The 17,377-nt window shown below is 70.9% G+C and carries 19 protein-coding genes; 12 read left to right on the forward strand and 7 right to left on the reverse strand.

Going from position 1 to position 17,377, the window contains the following annotated elements:
- Nucleotides 1-81: 81 nt before the first annotated feature.
- From OHA25_RS30800 to OHA25_RS30820, 5 genes are all read left to right on the forward strand, one after another.
- On the forward strand, nt 82-1,209 hold the full coding sequence (locus tag OHA25_RS30800) for a sensor histidine kinase (protein WP_327580455.1): 1,128 nt from the start codon (nt 82-84) through the stop codon (nt 1,207-1,209).
- Nucleotides 1,202-2,323, forward strand: coding sequence for a hypothetical protein (locus OHA25_RS30805; RefSeq protein WP_327580456.1), 1,122 nt, complete (start codon nt 1,202-1,204; stop codon nt 2,321-2,323). Before OHA25_RS30800 ends, OHA25_RS30805 begins: the two co-directional genes overlap by 8 nt.
- A complete protein-coding gene (locus tag OHA25_RS30810; protein ID WP_327580457.1) occupies nt 2,293-2,982 on the forward strand; it encodes a response regulator transcription factor in 690 nt (229 codons plus the stop codon). Before OHA25_RS30805 ends, OHA25_RS30810 begins: the two co-directional genes overlap by 31 nt.
- Before the next feature lie 180 nt (nt 2,983-3,162).
- Nucleotides 3,163-5,160: an AfsR/SARP family transcriptional regulator gene (locus OHA25_RS30815; protein WP_327580458.1), complete on the forward strand. Its 1,998-nt coding sequence runs from the start codon at nt 3,163-3,165 to the stop codon at nt 5,158-5,160.
- A 118-nt stretch (nt 5,161-5,278) separates the two neighbouring features.
- Nucleotides 5,279-6,259: a threo-3-hydroxy-L-aspartate ammonia-lyase gene (locus OHA25_RS30820; RefSeq protein WP_327580459.1), complete on the forward strand. Its 981-nt coding sequence runs from the start codon at nt 5,279-5,281 to the stop codon at nt 6,257-6,259.
- A 99-nt stretch (nt 6,260-6,358) separates the two neighbouring features.
- On the opposite strand, the gene OHA25_RS30825 is transcribed toward OHA25_RS30820, so the two are convergent.
- Together OHA25_RS30825 and OHA25_RS30830 are read right to left on the reverse strand one after the other, a co-directional pair.
- Complete coding sequence (locus OHA25_RS30825) at nt 6,359-6,904, reverse strand: YceI family protein (protein WP_327580460.1); 546 nt, start codon at nt 6,902-6,904, stop codon at nt 6,359-6,361.
- On the reverse strand, nt 6,901-7,353 hold the full coding sequence (locus OHA25_RS30830) for a nuclear transport factor 2 family protein (RefSeq protein WP_327580461.1): 453 nt from the start codon (nt 7,351-7,353) through the stop codon (nt 6,901-6,903). The genes OHA25_RS30825 and OHA25_RS30830 overlap by 4 nt, the downstream gene beginning before the upstream one ends.
- Before the next feature lie 82 nt (nt 7,354-7,435).
- Here OHA25_RS30830 and sigJ point away from each other — a divergent pair, with 82 nt between their 5' ends.
- Nucleotides 7,436-8,323, forward strand: a complete 888-nt coding sequence (sigJ, locus tag OHA25_RS30835; RefSeq protein ID WP_327580462.1) for an RNA polymerase sigma factor SigJ — start codon at nt 7,436-7,438, stop codon at nt 8,321-8,323.
- Between the two features lie 10 nt (nt 8,324-8,333).
- Here the strand turns inward: sigJ and OHA25_RS30840 are convergent, their stop codons facing one another.
- Genes OHA25_RS30840 through OHA25_RS30850 form a run of 3 tightly spaced genes read right to left on the reverse strand, consistent with a single transcriptional unit; the run spans nt 8,334 to nt 10,312 of the window.
- A complete protein-coding gene (locus tag OHA25_RS30840) occupies nt 8,334-9,548 on the reverse strand; it encodes an RNA polymerase sigma factor (protein WP_327580463.1) in 1,215 nt (404 codons plus the stop codon).
- 8 nt (nt 9,549-9,556) lie between these two features.
- Nucleotides 9,557-9,895 (reverse strand): YciI family protein, encoded by a 339-nt coding sequence (locus tag OHA25_RS30845; protein WP_305923461.1) that lies wholly within the window; start codon nt 9,893-9,895, stop codon nt 9,557-9,559.
- Nucleotides 9,896-9,913: 18 nt separating this feature from the next.
- Complete coding sequence (locus OHA25_RS30850) at nt 9,914-10,312, reverse strand: VOC family protein (RefSeq protein ID WP_305923462.1); 399 nt, start codon at nt 10,310-10,312, stop codon at nt 9,914-9,916.
- Nucleotides 10,313-10,517: 205 nt separating this feature from the next.
- Here OHA25_RS30850 and OHA25_RS30855 point away from each other — a divergent pair, with 205 nt between their 5' ends.
- A complete protein-coding gene (locus OHA25_RS30855; protein ID WP_327580464.1) occupies nt 10,518-10,712 on the forward strand; it encodes a hypothetical protein in 195 nt (64 codons plus the stop codon).
- A gap of 110 nt (nt 10,713-10,822) precedes the next feature.
- Nucleotides 10,823-11,674 carry a glutamate ABC transporter substrate-binding protein gene (locus tag OHA25_RS30860; protein WP_327580465.1) on the forward strand — a complete coding sequence of 284 codons (852 nt, stop codon included), beginning with the start codon at nt 10,823-10,825 and terminating at the stop codon, nt 11,672-11,674.
- A gap of 40 nt (nt 11,675-11,714) precedes the next feature.
- Here the strand turns inward: OHA25_RS30860 and OHA25_RS30865 are convergent, their stop codons facing one another.
- A complete protein-coding gene (locus OHA25_RS30865; RefSeq protein ID WP_327580466.1) occupies nt 11,715-12,491 on the reverse strand; it encodes an IclR family transcriptional regulator in 777 nt (258 codons plus the stop codon).
- A 106-nt stretch (nt 12,492-12,597) separates the two neighbouring features.
- On the opposite strand from OHA25_RS30865, the gene OHA25_RS30870 reads away from it, so the two are divergent.
- The 3 genes from OHA25_RS30870 to OHA25_RS30880 are packed head-to-tail and all read left to right on the forward strand — an operon-like array spanning nt 12,598 to nt 15,298.
- Nucleotides 12,598-13,746 carry a cupin domain-containing protein gene (locus OHA25_RS30870; RefSeq protein WP_327580467.1) on the forward strand — a complete coding sequence of 383 codons (1,149 nt, stop codon included), beginning with the start codon at nt 12,598-12,600 and terminating at the stop codon, nt 13,744-13,746.
- On the forward strand, nt 13,743-14,579 hold the full coding sequence (locus tag OHA25_RS30875; protein ID WP_327580468.1) for a fumarylacetoacetate hydrolase family protein: 837 nt from the start codon (nt 13,743-13,745) through the stop codon (nt 14,577-14,579). Before OHA25_RS30870 ends, OHA25_RS30875 begins: the two co-directional genes overlap by 4 nt.
- The gene (locus OHA25_RS30880; protein WP_327580469.1) at nt 14,579-15,298 is read left to right on the forward strand and encodes a maleylpyruvate isomerase family mycothiol-dependent enzyme; all 720 of its coding nucleotides are present in this window, start codon (nt 14,579-14,581) and stop codon (nt 15,296-15,298) included. The genes OHA25_RS30875 and OHA25_RS30880 overlap by 1 nt, the downstream gene beginning before the upstream one ends.
- A 104-nt stretch (nt 15,299-15,402) precedes the next feature.
- Here OHA25_RS30880 and OHA25_RS30885 read toward each other — a convergent pair whose 3' ends face one another.
- The gene (locus OHA25_RS30885; RefSeq protein WP_327580470.1) at nt 15,403-16,230 is read right to left on the reverse strand and encodes an intradiol ring-cleavage dioxygenase; all 828 of its coding nucleotides are present in this window, start codon (nt 16,228-16,230) and stop codon (nt 15,403-15,405) included.
- A 168-nt stretch (nt 16,231-16,398) separates the two neighbouring features.
- Here OHA25_RS30885 and OHA25_RS30890 point away from each other — a divergent pair, with 168 nt between their 5' ends.
- Nucleotides 16,399-17,316 carry an SAM-dependent methyltransferase gene (locus tag OHA25_RS30890; RefSeq protein ID WP_327580471.1) on the forward strand — a complete coding sequence of 306 codons (918 nt, stop codon included), beginning with the start codon at nt 16,399-16,401 and terminating at the stop codon, nt 17,314-17,316.
- Nucleotides 17,317-17,377 lie beyond the last annotated feature (61 nt).

A 17,377-nucleotide genomic window follows, 5' to 3' on the forward strand; every position in this document is an offset into this window, starting at 1 on the left:
ACCGTGGAGTCGATCGTCTTACGGTGAGTGGTTAAGCTGCGTCACGGTGAGATCGCGAGCGGGCGACTGCGAGGTGACGGGGTGGCGGGAGAGGCGGCGCGGCTGCTGGTGCGGTTCGGCCGCCGGTACGCCGCCGCCGTGCGCCTGGCGACGCTCGTCCCCATCGGCGCGATCGCCCTGTTCCGCGCCCCGCCCGAGCATGTGACGGCCACCGCGGTGGCCGTCGGCGTCGCGGCGGCCTGGACCTGCGGATATGCGTGGTGGCTGCGGGCGGGCCAGGGGACCGCGCCGGTCGCCCTCGACGTGGTCGTCCTGCTGGGTCTGTGCGCGAGCATCTTCTGGACCGACGCCGTCGAGGACCGCAACACCGGGTGGCTGCGGCTGCTGATCACCTTCGCCTGCGTGACGTGCCAGTGGCACACCCCGCCGCTCGCGGGCGGCGTGGCGGCGGTGGCGGCAGGAGGCGGTGCGGTGGCCCTCCTCACCGCGGCGGGGGCGGTGCAGGTGGACAGCACCCTGGTCACAGGGGTGATGTGGGCGATACCGGCCGCCGCGCTGTCCAGAGCGGCCTGGGTGCTGGTCCACCGCGCCGCGCAACGGGCCGACCGGATGGGGGCCGAGGCCGCGCGGGCACATGCCGAGTCGCTGGTGGCCGCGGCCGTCCGTGCCGAGGAGCGTGAGCTCGCCAACGCGTTGCACGACACCGCGGCGACGACCCTGCTGATGGTCGGCATCGGGCAGGTGCGGTCGGACGCGGACTGGCTGGCGCCGCAGGCACGCCGCGATCTGGACAGGCTGCGCTCCGACGACGGGCGCGCGCCCCGGCACGCCGACCTCGTCGACCTGTTACGGGCCGACCTCGACGCCGTGCAGCTGACCGTGGAGTTCGACGCCCCGGCGCGGCTGCGGCTTCCGTTCGAGGTCGCCAGGGCGATCGCCGACGCGGCGCGGGAGTCCCTCACCAACGTGCGCCGCCACGCGGGCACGACCCGGGCGACGGTTCGGCTGCGCGGGGACGCCCGGTCGCTGCGGCTCGACATCGCCGACCAAGGCAAGGGATTCTCGCCGGAAGACGTATCGGCCACCCGGCGCGGCCTGCGCGAGTCCGTGCGCGGCAGGATGAGCCGCCTCGGCGGCACGGCTACGATCACGTCGGCCGAGGGCCAGGGCACCCTCGTACGGCTGGAGTGGAGCGCCGCCGATGACTGACGTCGTGGAGGAACGGACGCGGGCGCAGCTGCGGCACGGGCTGCGGATCGCGACGCTGCTCGTCGCCGCGGCGACCGTGTTCGTGCTCGGCCTAGCCAACATGCTGCCCCGCCTGGACGTCTATGAGTCGGCGCCGGCGCAGCTGGCCGCCTTCGCCGCGCTGGGGTCCGTGATCGTCGGCGAGGCGGTGCTCCTCGTCCGGGGGCGGGCATGGGGCCGGCTGCGCGGGCCCGCCATCGCCGTGGTGCTCGCCGCGTCCGCGCTGTCGTACGCGACCCTGCCGGATGGGCGCACCTCGAGCGGCACGGACTGGATCTTCGGTGCCGCCAACTGGGTGGGCGTCGTCGTGCTGCTGGACCGTCCGCTGCGGTCCGCGGCGGCGTTCCTGATCACCCACGAGCTCACTGCCCTGCTGCACCTGCTCCTGTTCGACGACCCCAGCCGACCGGCGCTGGCCCGGTTCGCCACGGGCTCGGTGAGCGTGGTCGGCTTCCCGCTGTGCATGGCCGTGGTGGCGGCCGTCCTGCGCCGCCTCAGCGCGGCCGCCGCGACCTCCCGCAGGGAGATCGAGCGGGTACGCGTCGCCGAGGCCGTCGCGGCGGAGTCCCACCGCCGCAGGCGGCAGCGCTTCGCCGAACTGTCCGTGGCCACCGTTCCGCTGCTCGAAGGACTCGCCGACGGCTTGCTGCGCCCGGAGGACCCGGAGGTTCAGCGGCGCTGCGCCATCGAGGCGGCCAGGATGCGGCGGCTGTTCGCCGAGTCCGACACCGTCGAGAACCCGCTGCTCCACGAGCTGCGTCACTGCGCCGACGTGGCCGACCGCAAGGGCGTCGTGGTGGAACTGGACGCGCGCGGCCGGTGGCCCGCACCGCCCGTGGCCGTACGGCGCGATCTCACCGAGGCGGTGCTCACCGTGCTCGCCACCGCCGCCTCACGGGCACGGGTCACCGTCGTGGGTGGCGCGGACCTGGTGTCGGTCAGTGTCGTCGCGGACTGCGGCGAGGTGGACGTGCCGAGCCCGGCGACACCGGGCGTACGGGTCGAGGCGTTGACCAACGACGACACCGTCTGGATGGAGGTCACATGGCAGCCGACGCTGCAGCGGACGAATTGATCACTGCGGTGATCGTGGATGATCATGCGGCCATCGCCGCCGGCGTCCGCTCCTGGTGCTCCGAAGCCGTGCCGCCGATCCATCTCATCGACGCGGGGGACCGGCTCGGCGATGTCTGGACCGGACCGGGCGCCGCCGCCGACGTGGTGATCTTCGACTTGGAGCTGGTGCCGCGCAGACCGGACTTCGGCGAGCTTCGCAGGCTGGTCGACAACGGCAGGCGTGTGATCGTGTATTCGCAGCACACCGACGATGCGATCGCGATCAAATGCGTCGATCTCGGCGCGCTCGCCTACCTGACCAAGCGCGAGGGACCCGACCATCTCGTACCGGCCATCCGGGCTGTTGCGCGGGGCGAGCCCTACACCGCGCCGTCGCTGTCCGGCGCGCTCATCGCCGACGACGCCCCCGGCCGGCCGCGGCTGTCCCAGCGCGAGACCGAGGTGCTGCGGGCGTGGTTCGTGTCCTCGTCGAAGGACCTGGTCGCCGCGAAGCTCAACATCACCGTCAAGACCGTTGACACCTATATCGCGCGTGTACGGGTGAAGTACGCCAATGTGGGGCGGGCGGCCCGTACCAAGAGCGAGCTCGTCGGGCGTGCCCTTGACGACGGACTCATCACGCTCGCTGAGCTCAACGAGGCGGCGTCCCCGTTGTAGGGCGTTCACCGGACACCGGCGGGCCCTTCGTCTTCGTAGAGTGGCGATCAGTCGCGGTCAAGCCGCGCGCGTGCCCGCCAGGACGGGGTGGCGGGCGATGACACCTCGGCGCAGCTCCGCGGCGGTTCACAGGGCAGGGAGATGCCTTTGCCGCGCAGGAGAACAAGGGGAGCGCTCCCGATGGACCTGGACATCAAGATTCTCGGCCCGTGGCAGGTGCTCGCCGGCGGGGAGCCGCTGCGGCTGACCGGGCAGCGGCGGATCGGGGTGCTGGCCAGGCTCGCGATCAGCGCCGGGCAGCCGGTCACCGCGAAACAACTCATCACTGACGTGTGGGCGGAGAGCTGGGCGGCGACGGCCGACAAGCAGCTCCATATCGTGGTGTCGAAACTCCGGGAACTGCTCGCGCCCCACGCGGGCAGCGAGATCATCGAGACCGTTCCCGGTGGATATGTCCTCACCCTGCCCCGCGACAACATCGACGCCCTCCTGTTCACCCGCCTGGTCCGGCGGGCACGTGCCGCCACGACACACGAGGGCACGGCCGCCGCGGACAGCCTGTTCCGGCAGGCCCTCGCCCTGTGGCGGGGCACGGCGCTGGCCGAGGTGAGCGCGCCGTGGGCCCAGATCGAGTCCGCCCGGCTGGAAGAGGAACGCCTGGCGGCCTTCGAGGACCACGTCGACCTGCGCCTGGCCACGGGCGGTCACCACACGGCGGTGCCCGACCTCGTGCCCCACGTCGAGGCCAATCCCTTGCGGGAGCGTCCACGTGCTCAGCTCATGCTGGCGCTGTATCGGGCGGCCCGTCCGTCGGAAGCGCTCGAGGTCTATCAGGAGGCCCGGCGCGTCGCCGTCGCCGAACTGGGCATAGAGCCGGGTGCCGAGCTGCAGAGGCTGCATCGAGCCGTGCTGGCCGGCGATCCCGTGCTCGACCTGGCCACGCCCGCGCAGCAGACCGTGCTCGGAGATCCGATCATCCCGGCCGAACTGCCCGCCGACACGCAGGTGTTCACCGCCCGCACCGACGAGGTCGCCTGGCTGCGCGAGGTGCTCACCCGACCGGCCCCGGGGGTGCCCGCCGTGGCCGCCATCGACGGTCCCGGCGGCATCGGCAAGTCCGCGCTGGCCGTCCATGCCGCACACGGCATCGCCGACCGGTTCACCGACGGAGTCGTCTACGTCAACCTGCAGGGGGCCACCACGGGGCTCACGCCGCTCTCCTCGCTCGAGGCGCTGCGGCGGCTGCTGCGCTCGCTGGGGCTCGACGGCACCGCCGTACCAGCGGAGCCGGACGAGGCCGCGGCTCGTTATCGCTCGCTCACCGCGGCGTGCAACCTGCTCGTCATTCTCGACAACGCGCTCAACGCCGCACAGGTGCGCCCGTTGATCCCGACCGGAGCGGACTGCGCCGTCGTCATCACCAGCCGCGATTTCCTCGGCACCCTGGAGAACGCGCACCATCTGCACCTCGCCGGGCTTGCCGACGCCGACGCCGTCACCCTGCTGGCGCGCACCGCGGGACCGGCACGTGTCCAGGCCGAGCCGGGGCCGGCAGGCCAGATCGCCCGGCTCTGCGGTGGACTGCCCCTCGCCGTTCGCATCGTGGGCGCCCGGCTGGCCTCCCGTCCCGGCTGGACCCTGGCCTGCCTTGCCGAGCGGCTGGCCGACGCCACCCGCCGCCTCGACCTGCTCCAGTACGGCGACCTGGCCGTACGCGCCGGCATCGCGGTCAGCCACCAGCACCTGAGGGAGGAACCCACCGGCCGGGACGCGGCGCGCCTGCTGTCGCTGCTCGGCCTGCTCGACGCGTCCACCCACACACCGGCGGCCGCCGCCGCGCTCGCCGGCTGGCCGGAACACCGGGCGGAGGCGGCCCTGGCCCGCCTCCGCAACGCCGGCCTCCTCGAATCGGCAGGCCCCCGCCGCTACCGGCTCCTCGACCTCATCCGCCTGTACGCACGCGAACAGGCCGGCCACGAGATCCCCGGGCCCGACCGCGCCGCCGCCGTCCACCGCGCTCTCCACCATTGCCTGGGGACCGCCATCACCGCCGCTACCTGCCACCACCCCGCGAGTCGGGATCTTCCTGGCATCAAGGCGGACCGGCCGAGAGTCCCTCATGCTCCTGTGGGACGCGCGTCTGCTCACGCGTGCGGAGGTGGCCGAGGCGGATCATGAACATGCTCGGAATGCGCCGCCCATGACGTTTGGCGACGACGTCGACGCCTGGCAGAGTGATCCTGCCCGGGCCTGACCGTCACCGCCCATCCGAAGGCCCCGCGCACGAGGAGCACGCATGACCACCGCACTCCCGGTCACCCTGGACGACGTCCACGACGCCGCCGCCCGGCTCAAGGGCGTCGCCCACCGCACGCCCGTCCTGCGCTCCCGCACGCTGGACGCCCTGGCCGGGGCGGAGGTCTTCGTCAAGTGCGAGAATTTCCAGCGCATCGGCGCGTTCAAGTTCCGTGGCGCTTACAACGCCGTCTCCCGGCTCTCACCCGAGCAGCTGGCCAGGGGCATCGCCGCCTACTCCTCGGGCAACCACGCCCAGGCCGTCGCCCTGGCCGCCCGCGAGCTGGGCAGCACCGCGGTGATCGTCATGCCCGAGGACACGCCCCGCTCCAAGGTGGAGGCCACCGCCGCGTACGGCGCCGAGATCGTCACTTATGACCGCTACACCGGCGACCGGGTGGCCATCGGCGAGGCGCTGGCCGCCGAGCGCGGGCTGGCGCTGATCCCTCCCTACGAGCATCCGCATGTCATCGCCGGGCAAGGCACCGCCGCGCTGGAGCTCCTCGAGGAGGTCGGCGAGCTGGACGCGCTGCTGGTGCCCATCGGCGGCGGGGGCCTGATCGCGGGCAGCGCCACGGCGGCCAAGGGCCTGCACCCCGGCATCCGGGTGATCGGCGTCGAGCCGGAGGCGGGCGACGACACCAAGCGGTCGCTGAGCGCGGGCCGGCGGGTGTCGGTCCCCGTCCCGCGGACGATCGCCGACGGCCAGGCGGCGGAGATCCCGGGCGAGCTGACGTTCTCGATCAACAGGCATCTGGTCGACGAGATCGTGCTGGTCTCCGATGACGAGATCCGGGAGGCGATGCGGCTGGCGTTCGAGCGCATGAAGATCGTCATCGAGCCGAGCGGCGCCACCCCGCTGGCCGCACTGCTGGCCGGCCGCCTGGACCGCGTGCCGCCCAGGATCGGCCTGATCGTCTCCGGCGGCAACATCGACGTCCGCCGCTTCGCCGAGCTGTGCGCGGGCCTGCCTCAGGGATAGAGGCGCCGGTCGTCGTGCCGTCACTGCGCGAGCGAGGCGATCGGCATGGTCACGATCATGGTGAGGCCGCCTCCCGGGGTTTCGTCACTCGGTCATCGGTCAGGACCGCCGGATCGCGGCGACGTCGAACTCCAGTGTTACCTTCTGGCTGACCAGGACCCCGGTGGCGGCGTTCCAGTTCACGCCCCAGTCCATGCGGTTGATCGTGACGCTGCCCTGGAAGCCGACCCGGAAGGCGCCCCGCGGATCGTTCGCGGCGCGGGTCAGCTCGAAGTCCACGGTGACGGGCTTGGTCACGCCGCGAATGGTCAGGTCACCGGTGACCTTGAAGGCGGTGCCATCGACCTGCCTCACCTGTGTCGAGGTGAAGGTGATGGCCGGGTGGTCGTCCGTGTCCAGGAACGTGCTGCGCAGCTGGTCGTCGCGCTGCCGGTTGCGGGTCTGGAGGCTCTTCGCCTGGATCGTGAGCCGGGCGCTCGACTTCGACGGGTCGTCGCCGTCCAGGCGCGCGCTGCCCTCGAACTCCTCGAACTGCCCGCGCACCCTCGTGGCCATCGTGTGCCTGGCGACGAACCCGATCCGCGTGTGGGCGGTGTCGAGGAGGTAGTCCCCGGTCAGCTCGCCGAGCTCGGTCGTGGTCGTCATGCGTCGCGCACCGGCCCCGGCGCCGAGCCCGCCAGCGGAGTGGCGTCGAGGTATCTGACCTCATACACGCGCTCGGCGAACTTCCAGCCGTCCGAGGTGCGCTGGTAGCGGTCGTGGTAAATGGCGTAATTCAGGTTGGAGCGTCCGTCGTGCATACGTCCGAACTCCGCGGTGTAGGCACGGCCGACTGCCGTGTCGCCCTCAAGCCGGATCGTGCCCAGGTGCACGGTTTGCACAAAGAACTCCCAGAGACCCTGCAGCCGCTCGATCGCGGCGCGGATCTCCTCCCGGCTGACGAACTCGACGTTGATGTGGGGCATCCGCCACGCGCCGTCCTGGGTGAACAGCGACGCGAAGCGGTCGTAGTCGCGCATCATTCCCGCGTCGGTGAACTCGCCGCGTAGCGCCTCGATCTCGACGCGGTCCACGATGATCTGTATGTCGCTCATGGGATTTGATCTGTCTCCTTGTCACATCAAAGGGATCAGAGGGGTCACCCATACGACACCTAGCGACGGAGGAACGTGACCGATGACCGAGTCCGACTGGCTGACGGAGGGCTTCGAGAAGAACCGGACCCGCCTGAGGGCGGTGGCCTACCGGATGCTCGGCTCGTTCGCCGAGGCCGACGACGCCGTCCAGGAAGCCTGGCTGCGCGCCAGCCGGTCAGACACCGGCGCCGCCGACAACGTCGGCGCCTGGCTGACCACCATCGTCGCCCGAGTGTGCCTGAACGTGCTGCGCTCGCGCAGAACGCGGCGTGAGGAGCCCATGGGCGTGCACGTGCCCGACCCGGTCATCAGCCGTCTGGACGGGACGAACCCGGAGGAGGAGGCGCTGCTGGCCGACTCGGTCGGGCTCGCGCTGCTCGTGGTGCTCGAAACACTGACCCCCGCCGAGCGGCTGGCGTTCGTCCTGCATGACATGTTCGACCTGCCCTTCGACGAGATCGCCCCCATGGTGGGCCGTTCTCCGGCCACGGCGAGGCAGCTCGCCAGCAGGGCCCGGCGCCGGGTGCGAGGAGCCGACCTCCACACTCCCGACCCGGATGTCGCCCGTCAGCGGGAAGTGGTCGACGCCTTCTACGCCGCGGCGCGTGGCGGCGACCTCGACGCGCTCGTCGCGGTCCTCGACCCGGATGTCGTGCTGAGGTCCGACGGGGGGACGGCGCGTCCAGATGCTTCCGTGGTGGTCCACGGTGCGGCGGGCGTCGCCCGTCAAGTGCTCAGGTTCCACCAGCCCTCCGCAGTGGCGCGGCCGGCACTGGTGAACGGGGCCGTGGGGGTGGTCCTGACCATGGGCGGGCAGCCGTTCGCGGTCATCGGGTTCACCGTCTCGCGCGGCAAGATCGTGGGAATCGACGCGGTCGCCGACTCCGAGCGCCTCCTCCGGCTCGACCTGGCCGTCCTTGATGACTGACGGCGCCGGCTCACCCCCAGCTGATGCGCTCCTCCAGCAGCGCCTGCTGGGCCGGGTTGGCGGTCAGCTCCAGCGCCCGCGCGTCGGCCTGCCGCGCCTCCTGCCGCCGTCCCAGATCCCGCAGCAGCTCGGCCAGCGTGGCGTGGAACAGCGGGTAGTGCGCCAGCGCCCGGCCGAGCTCCTTCAGCTCGGCCAGGGCCGCCTCCGCCCCCTTGGCGTAGCGCAGCGCGATCGCCCGGTGGAGCCGGGCGACAGGCGACGGGGTGAGATACAGCAGCATGTCGTACAGCATCACGATTTGCGGCCAGTCGGTGTCGGCGAAGCTGCCGGCCTCGGCATGACAGGCCACGATCGCCGCCTGCACCTGGTAAGGCCCCGGCCGGTGGTACGTGCGCGCGGTCCGGGTCAGCAGCGCGGTCGCCTCCTCGATGGCCTGCCGATCCCACAACGAGCGGTCCTGGTCGGCCAGCAGCACCAGGCGGCCCGCGGCGTCGAAGCGGGCCGCCCCGCGCGCCCGGTGCAGCCGGATCAAGGCCAGCAGCCCGGCCGCCTCCGGCTCCTTCGGCATCAGGTTCGCCAGCAGGGCGGCCAGCCATTCGGCGTCCTCGACCAGGTCGCGAGCATGCGCCCGCTCGCCCGTGCTGGACAGGTAGCCCTCGTTGAACAGCAGGTAGATGACGGCCAGCACCTCGCTCAGCCGTTCCGGCAGATCCTCCTCGGCCGGCACCCGGTACGGGATCCCGGCCTCGCCGATCTTCCGCTTGGCCCGCGTGATGCGCTGCGCCACCGTGGTCTCGGGAATCACGAACGCCGCCGCGATCTGGGCGGTGCTCAGCCCGCACACCACCCGCAACGTCAGCGCGATCTGCGCGGTGCGGGACAGCGCGGGGTGGCAGCAGGTGAAGACCAGCCGCAGCCGGTCGTCAGGGACGGCGGGCTCCGGCCAGGTGAGCTGGGTGAGCTTGGCCCGGTAGTTCGTCTCGCGGCGCAGCACGTCCAGGCCGCGCCGCCGGGCCACGGTGAACAGCCAGGCGTCGGGCCGCTCCGGCACGCCCTCGATCGGCCAGCGCCGCAGCGCCGTTTCGACCGCGTCCTGCACCAGGTCCTCGGCGGCGGAGAAATCGCCCAGCAGCGACACCAAGGACGCGGCCAGCCGGCCCGCATGCTCACGCACCACGCGGGCCAGCACCTCGGCGCTCGCCCGCTCGTTCACGTGCTCGTTCACGTGCTCACTCACTGGGCCGGACGGATCTCCACGATGGGGCAGGCGGGCCACGAGCGGGCCAGCTTCAGCGCCTCGTCCAGGTCGGCCACCTCGACCTCGGCGAACCCGCTGACCACCTCCTTGCCCTCCACGAACGGCCCGTCGGTGACGACCGGCTCACCCTCGCCCAGCCGCACCGTGGTCGCGGTGTGGACCGGATGCAGGTGCGTATGATGCGTGATCTTGTCGGCGTTCTCGGCGAACCAGCGGCCCACCGCCTCATACGCCGCCTCCCGCTCCAGCTCGCCCATCGCCTCGAGCTCCTTGGCGAACTTCTCGGTCTCGACGAACATCAGCACGTATTTCACTGAGCGACCTCCCTGCCGTCAGCTTGCCGGGAGCGCGGCGTACAGGTCCACACCGTTGCCGTCCGGATCGGCCACCGTGGCGTACCGCATGCCCCAGAACGCGTCGAACGGCTCCTTGATGCCCCGGTACCCCGCCTCGACCAGCTCAGCGTACGTGGCGTCCACCCCGGCGGGGGAGTCGAACTCGAAGCACAGCAGCGTGCGCGGCCCACCCTGCGGCGCGGTCCAGCCGGGCAGGAACGGGGTGCGAAACGGCTCGGTGTCGAGCATGACGTGCAGCCCGCCGGGCAGATCGCAGCCGGCGTGCTCGGACGTGTGCGGGTCGAGCTTGAACTCCAGCCCGAGACGTGCGTAGAAGGCGATCGAGGCGTCCATGTCGGAGACCACGATGTCAATGGTGTTGAGTGTCGGCTTCATGATGTCGCTCCCTTTCCCGGGCCGGCGTCGGCCCCTTCACCAGTAAGACGATCGGCGACTCGGCCGATACGACACCCGCCAGGCAGTCCGTCAAAGGCGATCCGTGCCGCGACGGGCCGGATCTCGGCGGGCCCGTCACCCGGCTGGACTTCCCACGTGGTGTTCGTGATCGCCATCACACACACCCATGACTCTCATGAGCCCCATGAGCGGCGTGTCCGTGCGCCGCGTGGTCCTCGTGTTCGGCGGGTTCATGAACCATGTGCTCGTCATGGACCGGCTCATCGGACTCTGGTCGCCAGGGCTGAGTGAGCCGTCGGCTGCGCAGGGATTGGGCCTGGCACGTGTTGCCCATCGCCCTGCCGCCGACGGGGCAACAAATCGCGACAAATGGACATAGGCATACAAATGCCCAGGTTTCTCTTTACGTCGCGTGTGGCAGGCTCGACTGATTCAGCCTTGCGTTTTGGCGACTCCCCTCGTAGATCGGATAGGGCCACCACCATGCTGATGCGTCGAACAGGAGCGGTGCTCGCCGCCGCGGCCATGGCGATCGGCCTGGCCGCATGTGGTGACGCGAAGGCGTACTCCAGCGTCGAGCAGAAGATCAGAGAGGCCGGAGTCGTCACCATCGGCACCAAGTGGGACCAGCCGAACCTGAGTCTGAAGCAGGGGCACGGCGATCCCCAGGGCTTCGACATCGACGTCGCCAAGTACATCGTGAAAGAGCTGGCCGGCGGCCGGGACGTCACGATCACCTGGCGAGAGTCGCGACAGGCGAACCGTGAGGCGCTGCTCCACAACGGCACGGTGGACATGGTCGTCGCGTCGTACTCCATCACCGCGGCGCGCAAGAACTACGTGACCTTCGCCGGGCCGTACGTCATCGCTCACCAGGACACCTTGGTGCGGGCCGACGCCGCCCAGATCGTCATGGCGACCGACCTCAAGGACCGGCGCATCTGCCAGGTGCCGGGCTCCAACTCCTACAAGCGGATCACCGAGCCGCCCCCGGACGGCCGGCTCGGCCTGCGCGCCTCGCTGGTCGGCGCGGACTCCTACGCGGAGTGCCTGCAGAAGCTCAGCAGCGGTGAGCTCGACGCGGTGACGACCGATGACATGATCCTGGCCGGCTTGGCCAGCCACAACCCGCGCCAGTACAAGCTGCTGAAGAATCCGTTCACGGACGAGAGGTACGCCGTCGGGCTGAAGAAGGGCGACACGGCCACGTGTGAGGCGGTCAACCGGGCGGTCGCCAAGATGTGGCAGGACGGCACGGCCTCACGGCTGCTGCAGAAGTGGTTCGGGAACACCGGTCTCAACCTCCCCACGACGCCACCGGCGGCCGAGAAGTGCAGCTGATCCGGGCGAGCGCCGGCCCGCCCGCACGGCGGCCTCAGGACTAGGGGCGGGGAGCGCCGGCGCCCCGCATCTCCTCTTCGATGTCGCGGGCGGTCAGGGTCAGGGCGCTGACCAGACCCGGGAGGCCGTCTCGCGAGAAGCGGCTGGTGGGCATCGACACCGATACGGCTGCCTGAGCACGGCCGTCCTCACCGCGCACGGCCCGGCCGATGGCGGTGACGCCCGATTCGGTCTTGCCGGCGTTGATGGCGAAGCCTCGCTCGCGGACGGTGCGCAGCTCGCGACGCAGCGCCGCCAGATTGGGCCGCCGGTCCAGGCGGTCGGCCCACTTCGCCTCGCTGTAGAGCGCGTCGAGCCGCTCGGGCGGCAGGTCGGCGAGCATGACTTTGCCGCCCGAGGCCAGATGCGCGGGGAAGACCATGCCCTCGCGGTTGCCGACCCGCAGCGCCTGGGTGCATTCGACCGACGCGATGAACCGTACGTGGTCACCGGACAGGATCTGCAGGTTCGCACTCTCCCGGACCCGCTCGACCAGGCCGGCCAGGTGCGGCACGGCGACCGAGCGCAGCAGGGCCGTACGCGACTGCGAGCTCCCGCCCAGCGACAGGACCGGCCCGGCCGCGTATCGGTGGTCTTCGCGGCGGACCGCGAAGTCCCGGTAAACGAGCATGGCCAGCAGCCGGTGCGCGGTGGAGGGCGCCACCCCGAGGCGCCGCGCGGCCTCGCCCACGCCGAACGGCCCCTCGACCTGCAGCATGACCGCCAGCTGGAGCGCGTGGTCGACACTTCGCACGGAGTAGTTGGGGGGATTCTTCATAGCAGAATCTCCTGTTCTTTTCTGGCCCCTACGATACAAGCTGGAAACCCGGCGGGCGGGTGGATATCCGCTTGTCACGCCGCAGGTTGAAGGAGCAGGAGCAGACATGACCGAGACCGCGAACTCCCCTGTTCGCCTCGCTGTGGTCGACTCGCCGGATCAGCCGACGCCGTCGGCGGCGCTGGCGGAGTTGTACAGCGGCTTCGAGAAGGAGCTGCTGGTACCGCTGTGGACGGAGATCGGCGACCTGATGCCGCTGCACCCACGCTCCAAGGCGGTCCCGCATCTGTGGCGGTGGGAGAGCCTGGTGGCTCTGGCGGACCGGGCCGGGCATCTCGTGCCGGTCGGCCGGGGCGGGGAGCGGCGGGCGATCGCCCTGGCGAACCCGGCGCTCGGCGGCCGGCCGTTCGCGACTCCGACGCTGTGGGCGGCGATCCAGTATCTGATGCCGGGTGAGGACGCTCCGGAGCACCGGCACACCCAGCACGCCTTCCGCTTCGTCGTCGAGGGCGAGGGGGTGTGGACCGTGGTCGGCCGTGATCCCGTGCCGATGCGCCGGGGTGACTTCCTGCCCCAGGCCGGATGGAACTGGCACGCCCACCACAACGCGGCCGACCGGCCGATGGCGTGGATCGACGGCCTGGACATTCCCTTCCAGTACGTCACGGAGTCGCAGTTCTTCGAGTTCGGCCGTGACCGGATCAGCGCCGAAGAACGCACCACCCCCGAACGCTCTCGATCCGAGCGGCTGTGGGGCCACCCCGGCCTGCGCCCGGTTTCGTCCCTCGGCGCGCAGCCCGGCAGCCCGCTGCTGGCCTATCGGTGGGCCGACACCGACCGCGCGCTGACGGACCAGCTCGAGCTGGAGGCCGAGGGCCACGCCGGTACGCTCGAGCCCGGTCACGCGGCGGTGCGTTACATCAACCCCACCACCGGAGGCGATGTGCTGCCGACCATCCGGGTCGAGATGCACCGGATCCGCAGGGGCGCCGAGACCGCTCCCCGCCGGGAGACCGGCTCCTCGGTGTACCAGGTCTTCGACGGCAGCGGGCGGGTCACGGTCGGCGATCAGTCCTGGTCGGTCACCCGGGGTGATCTGTTCGTCGTCCCGTCCTGGGTGCCGTTCTCGGCGAAGTCCGAGGCCTCGGCGTCCGACTCCGACTCCGCCGCCCTCGATCTCTTCAGGTTCAGCGATGGGCCGATTTTCGAGACGCTGCACTTGAACCGCGCCCACGTAGAAGGAATCAACGCATGAAGCTCGCCACCATCCGTACTGCCGACGGCGCCACCCGGGCCGTGCGCGTCGAGGGGGAGACCCTGGTCGACCTCGGCCTCGCCGACCTCGGTGAGCTGCTGGCCCGGCCGGACTGGGCGGAACACGCCGCGCGGACGGAGGGCCCGGCGGCCGAATCCGCGGGCTACGCGCCCGTCGTGCCCCGCCCTGGCAAGATCATCTGTGTCGGGCTGAACTACCGCAACCACATCCTCGAAATGGGCCGGGAGCTCCCGCAGTACCCGACGTTGTTCGCGAAGTATCCCGAGGCGCTCGTCGGGGCGTACGACGAGATCAGGCTCCCGCCGGAGTCCGAGGAGGTGGACTGGGAGGCCGAGCTCGCGATCGTCATCGGCAGGACCGTGCGGCGCGCCGGCGAGGCCGAAGCCGCCGCGGCCATCGCGGGGTTCGCCGTTCTCAACGACGTCACGATGCGTGACTGGCAGTATCGCTCCCCGATGTGGCTGCAGGGCAAGACCTGGGAAGGCAGCACACCGTTCGGTCCCTACCTGGTCACCCCCGACGAGCTGGACGGCGGCAGCCGTCCCTCCCTCACCCTGACCGGCTCCGTCGACGGTGAGGTGGTGCAGCAGGCCGACACCTCCGACCTCGTGTTCGACCCCGTCGCCCTGGTGCGGTACATCTCGACGATCCTCACGCTCAGCCCCGGCGACGTCATCGCCTCCGGCACCCCGGGCGGGGTGGGCCACGCACGCAAGCCCGCCCGCTACCTCGCCGACGGGAGTGTCCTGGCCACCGAGATCACCGGGCTCGGCCGGTCCGAGGTCAAGGCCGTCGCCGAGCCGGTCGCGTGATGGCCGCCGACCGGAGCCGCGCCGACAGCCTGCGATGGGTGGCGCAGGGCACCGCGATCTTCTTCGGCGCCCTGGCCGCCCTGCCGGACGACCTGCTGGAGGGGCCGACGGCGCTCGACGGCTGGAGCGGCAGGCATCTGCTGGCCCACGTCGCCGCCAACGCCGACGCGCTGGTCAACCTGGCGCACTGGGCCCGCACCGGTGAGGAGCGGCCGATGTACTCCTCCCCGGCGCAGCGTGACGCCGACATCGAGGCAGGCGCGAGGCGGCCGGCCGCCGAGCTGCGCGCCTGGGCCGCACAGGCCGCCGAGACCCTCGACGCGCGGCTCGCCGAGCTGGACGAACAGCAGTGGGACCACGAGGTCCGCACCGCCCAGGGCCGCACCGTCCCCGCCGAAGAGGTGCCCTGGATGCGTGCGCGCGAGGTCATGGTGCACGCCGTGGACCTTGGCGCCGGGGTGGAGTTCGACGATCTTCCGGACGATTTCCTCGCCGCCTTGATCGACGACATCGCCGCCAAGCGGTCCGGCGCCGACGGGCCCGCGCTCGCCCTCACCGCCACCGACCACGGTGGCACGTGGGCGGTCTCCGGCGCCGGCGACCCCACTCCGGTCACCGGCACCCTCGGCGGCCTCGCCGCCTACCTGTCCGGCCGCCGCTCGGACGGCGTCACCGGCACGGGGGGCGGGCCGGCGCCCGAGCTTCCGCGGTGGCTCTAGCTGGACGTCGCAAAAGCTATACAAATCGGACTCTGGGGGATAATCTTGGCATGCCTCAGCCGGGGGAGCTGAGGCCCAAAACTTTTCCCAAGGCCCGGCCGGTCCTACACGGGGACGGACAGGGTGACGGTGAGACCCGAGGACACGCTGCCCGTCACCGTACCGAGCTGGCTCGTGTGCCCGTCGCTGAAGATGTTGTCGCTCTCCAGGGACACCTCGCTCAGCGTGCGCACGCTCTCGCTGTAGCCCTCGCTCGCGTACACCGCCTCACACGTGTCCTTGGGCAGCGCCACCTGGGACGTTGCGATCTTGTTGTCGGCGGTCGTCGCCTTGGCCAGGCTCGGATAGACCTCGAAGTGGAGGTGCGGCCACCGGCCCGGGTAACAGGCCGGGAAGACGCTCGTGAAGGTCACCTTTCCGCTGCTGTCGGTCTCCTGGACCCCGCGCAGGTAGTTCTCGTTGGTGACGGCCTCGGAGTACATGGAGTAGTTGCCGTCGCGGTCGCAGTGCCACAGATAGACCGCGGCCCCTGACAGTGCCGAGCAGTTGGCCGAGGTGTCCTGGATGGTCAGGTCGATGGTCAGGGGAACGCCCTGCGCGGTGCCTGACGCCGAGCCGAAGCTGGCGCGGATGTCGCTGCGGACGATGCCGCTCTGGCTGAGGATGTTCGGGCCGTTCGATCCGTCGCTCGGGTACGGGCCGGCGGTCTCTTCCGGGATCTCGGCGCAGCTCCCACTCGTCGCCGCCGCACTCCCCGAGCCGGTGGATGTGGACGCCGCCGTCGACGGGGCGCTGGTCGAGTCGCTGCCGCAGCCGACCAGGGTAGCCAGGCCCGCGCCGGCGAACAAGCCCAGGATCCGCCGGCGTTCCAGCAGCGTCGACACGTCGAACTGCAGCCCTCTGTCGAAGATGTCGTCGTGGTGGTGGTGCACTGTTCACTCCATGCTGAGCACACGCGCCGCTGCAGGCCGGCTCGGAGCGGGGACGGCGGCGCGTTGGGGGGTCCTCATTTAAGCAGCCAGCACCTAGATTGTCCGACAAGTCCCCACCATAATTTTCGGCCATAATCAATGAGCCATCGATCGGTTGAGGGGCACGGCATGGGTGACGAGGGCAGGCGGTTCGCAGGAGTCGACACCAGCACACCCAACCTCGCCCGCATGCACGACTACTTCGTCGGTGGGAAGGACAACTTCGCCGCCGACCGGGAGGCGGCCGAGGCGGTGCTGGCCATCGCCCCGGAGGTCCGGGTGATGGCGCTGGAGCATCAGACGTTCCACGTACGGGTGATCCGCTTTCTCGCCGAGCAGGGCATCACCCAGTTCGTCAACCTCGGCTCAGGGCTGCCCACCGAGCACAACACGCACCAGCTGGCCCGCTCGCTCGCCCCTGACGCCCGCGTCGTCTACGTCGCCAACGATCCGGTGGTGCTGACCCATGGCCGGGCGATCCTCGCCAGGGAGCCCGGGATCGTCGTCGTCGAGGGCGACGTCATGCATCCTGCCGATCTGCTCGCCGACCCCCTTCTCCAGCAGACGATCGACCTCGATCAGCCGGTGGCGGTGTTGCTGTTCGCCGTCCTGCAGTACATCCCGGACGGCAGCGATCCCTTCCGGCGCGTGGCCGAATTGCGTGACGCGCTGCCGGCCGGCAGCCACGTCGTCATCACGCACGTCGTCTTCGACGCGCGCCCGGAGATCGCGGAGCCGCTCGTCGATCTCTACAAGAAGATGCTGGGCGATGCGGACGGCGGGGCCCGCACCAAGGAGCAGGTGGCGCCCTTCTTCGACGGCTTCCAGCTGGTCGAGCCCGGGTTGGTCTACGTCCGGGACTGGCGGCCCGATACCCCGTTCCTGCCGGAGAGGTCGGAGAAGGCCTGGGGGTGGTCGTGGGAGTCGGCCGGAAGCCCTAGGCGGCCCTTCGGCGGTTTCCTCGGTGGGCTAGGCCCGCGAAGCCGTGCCACGGAGTGGCACGGACGCGTGCTCTCCTCCTCCGCCGGCCCTTCCATTCTCTTGTAACCCCCAGTCCACCCCGTGGTCTGTGGATCGACAGGTCCGGGTCCAGCCGAGGGAGTCCCTC

Origin of the sequence: Nonomuraea sp. NBC_00507, assembly GCF_036013525.1 — a bacterium.
In the GTDB taxonomy this organism is placed as follows: domain Bacteria; phylum Actinomycetota; class Actinomycetes; order Streptosporangiales; family Streptosporangiaceae; genus Nonomuraea.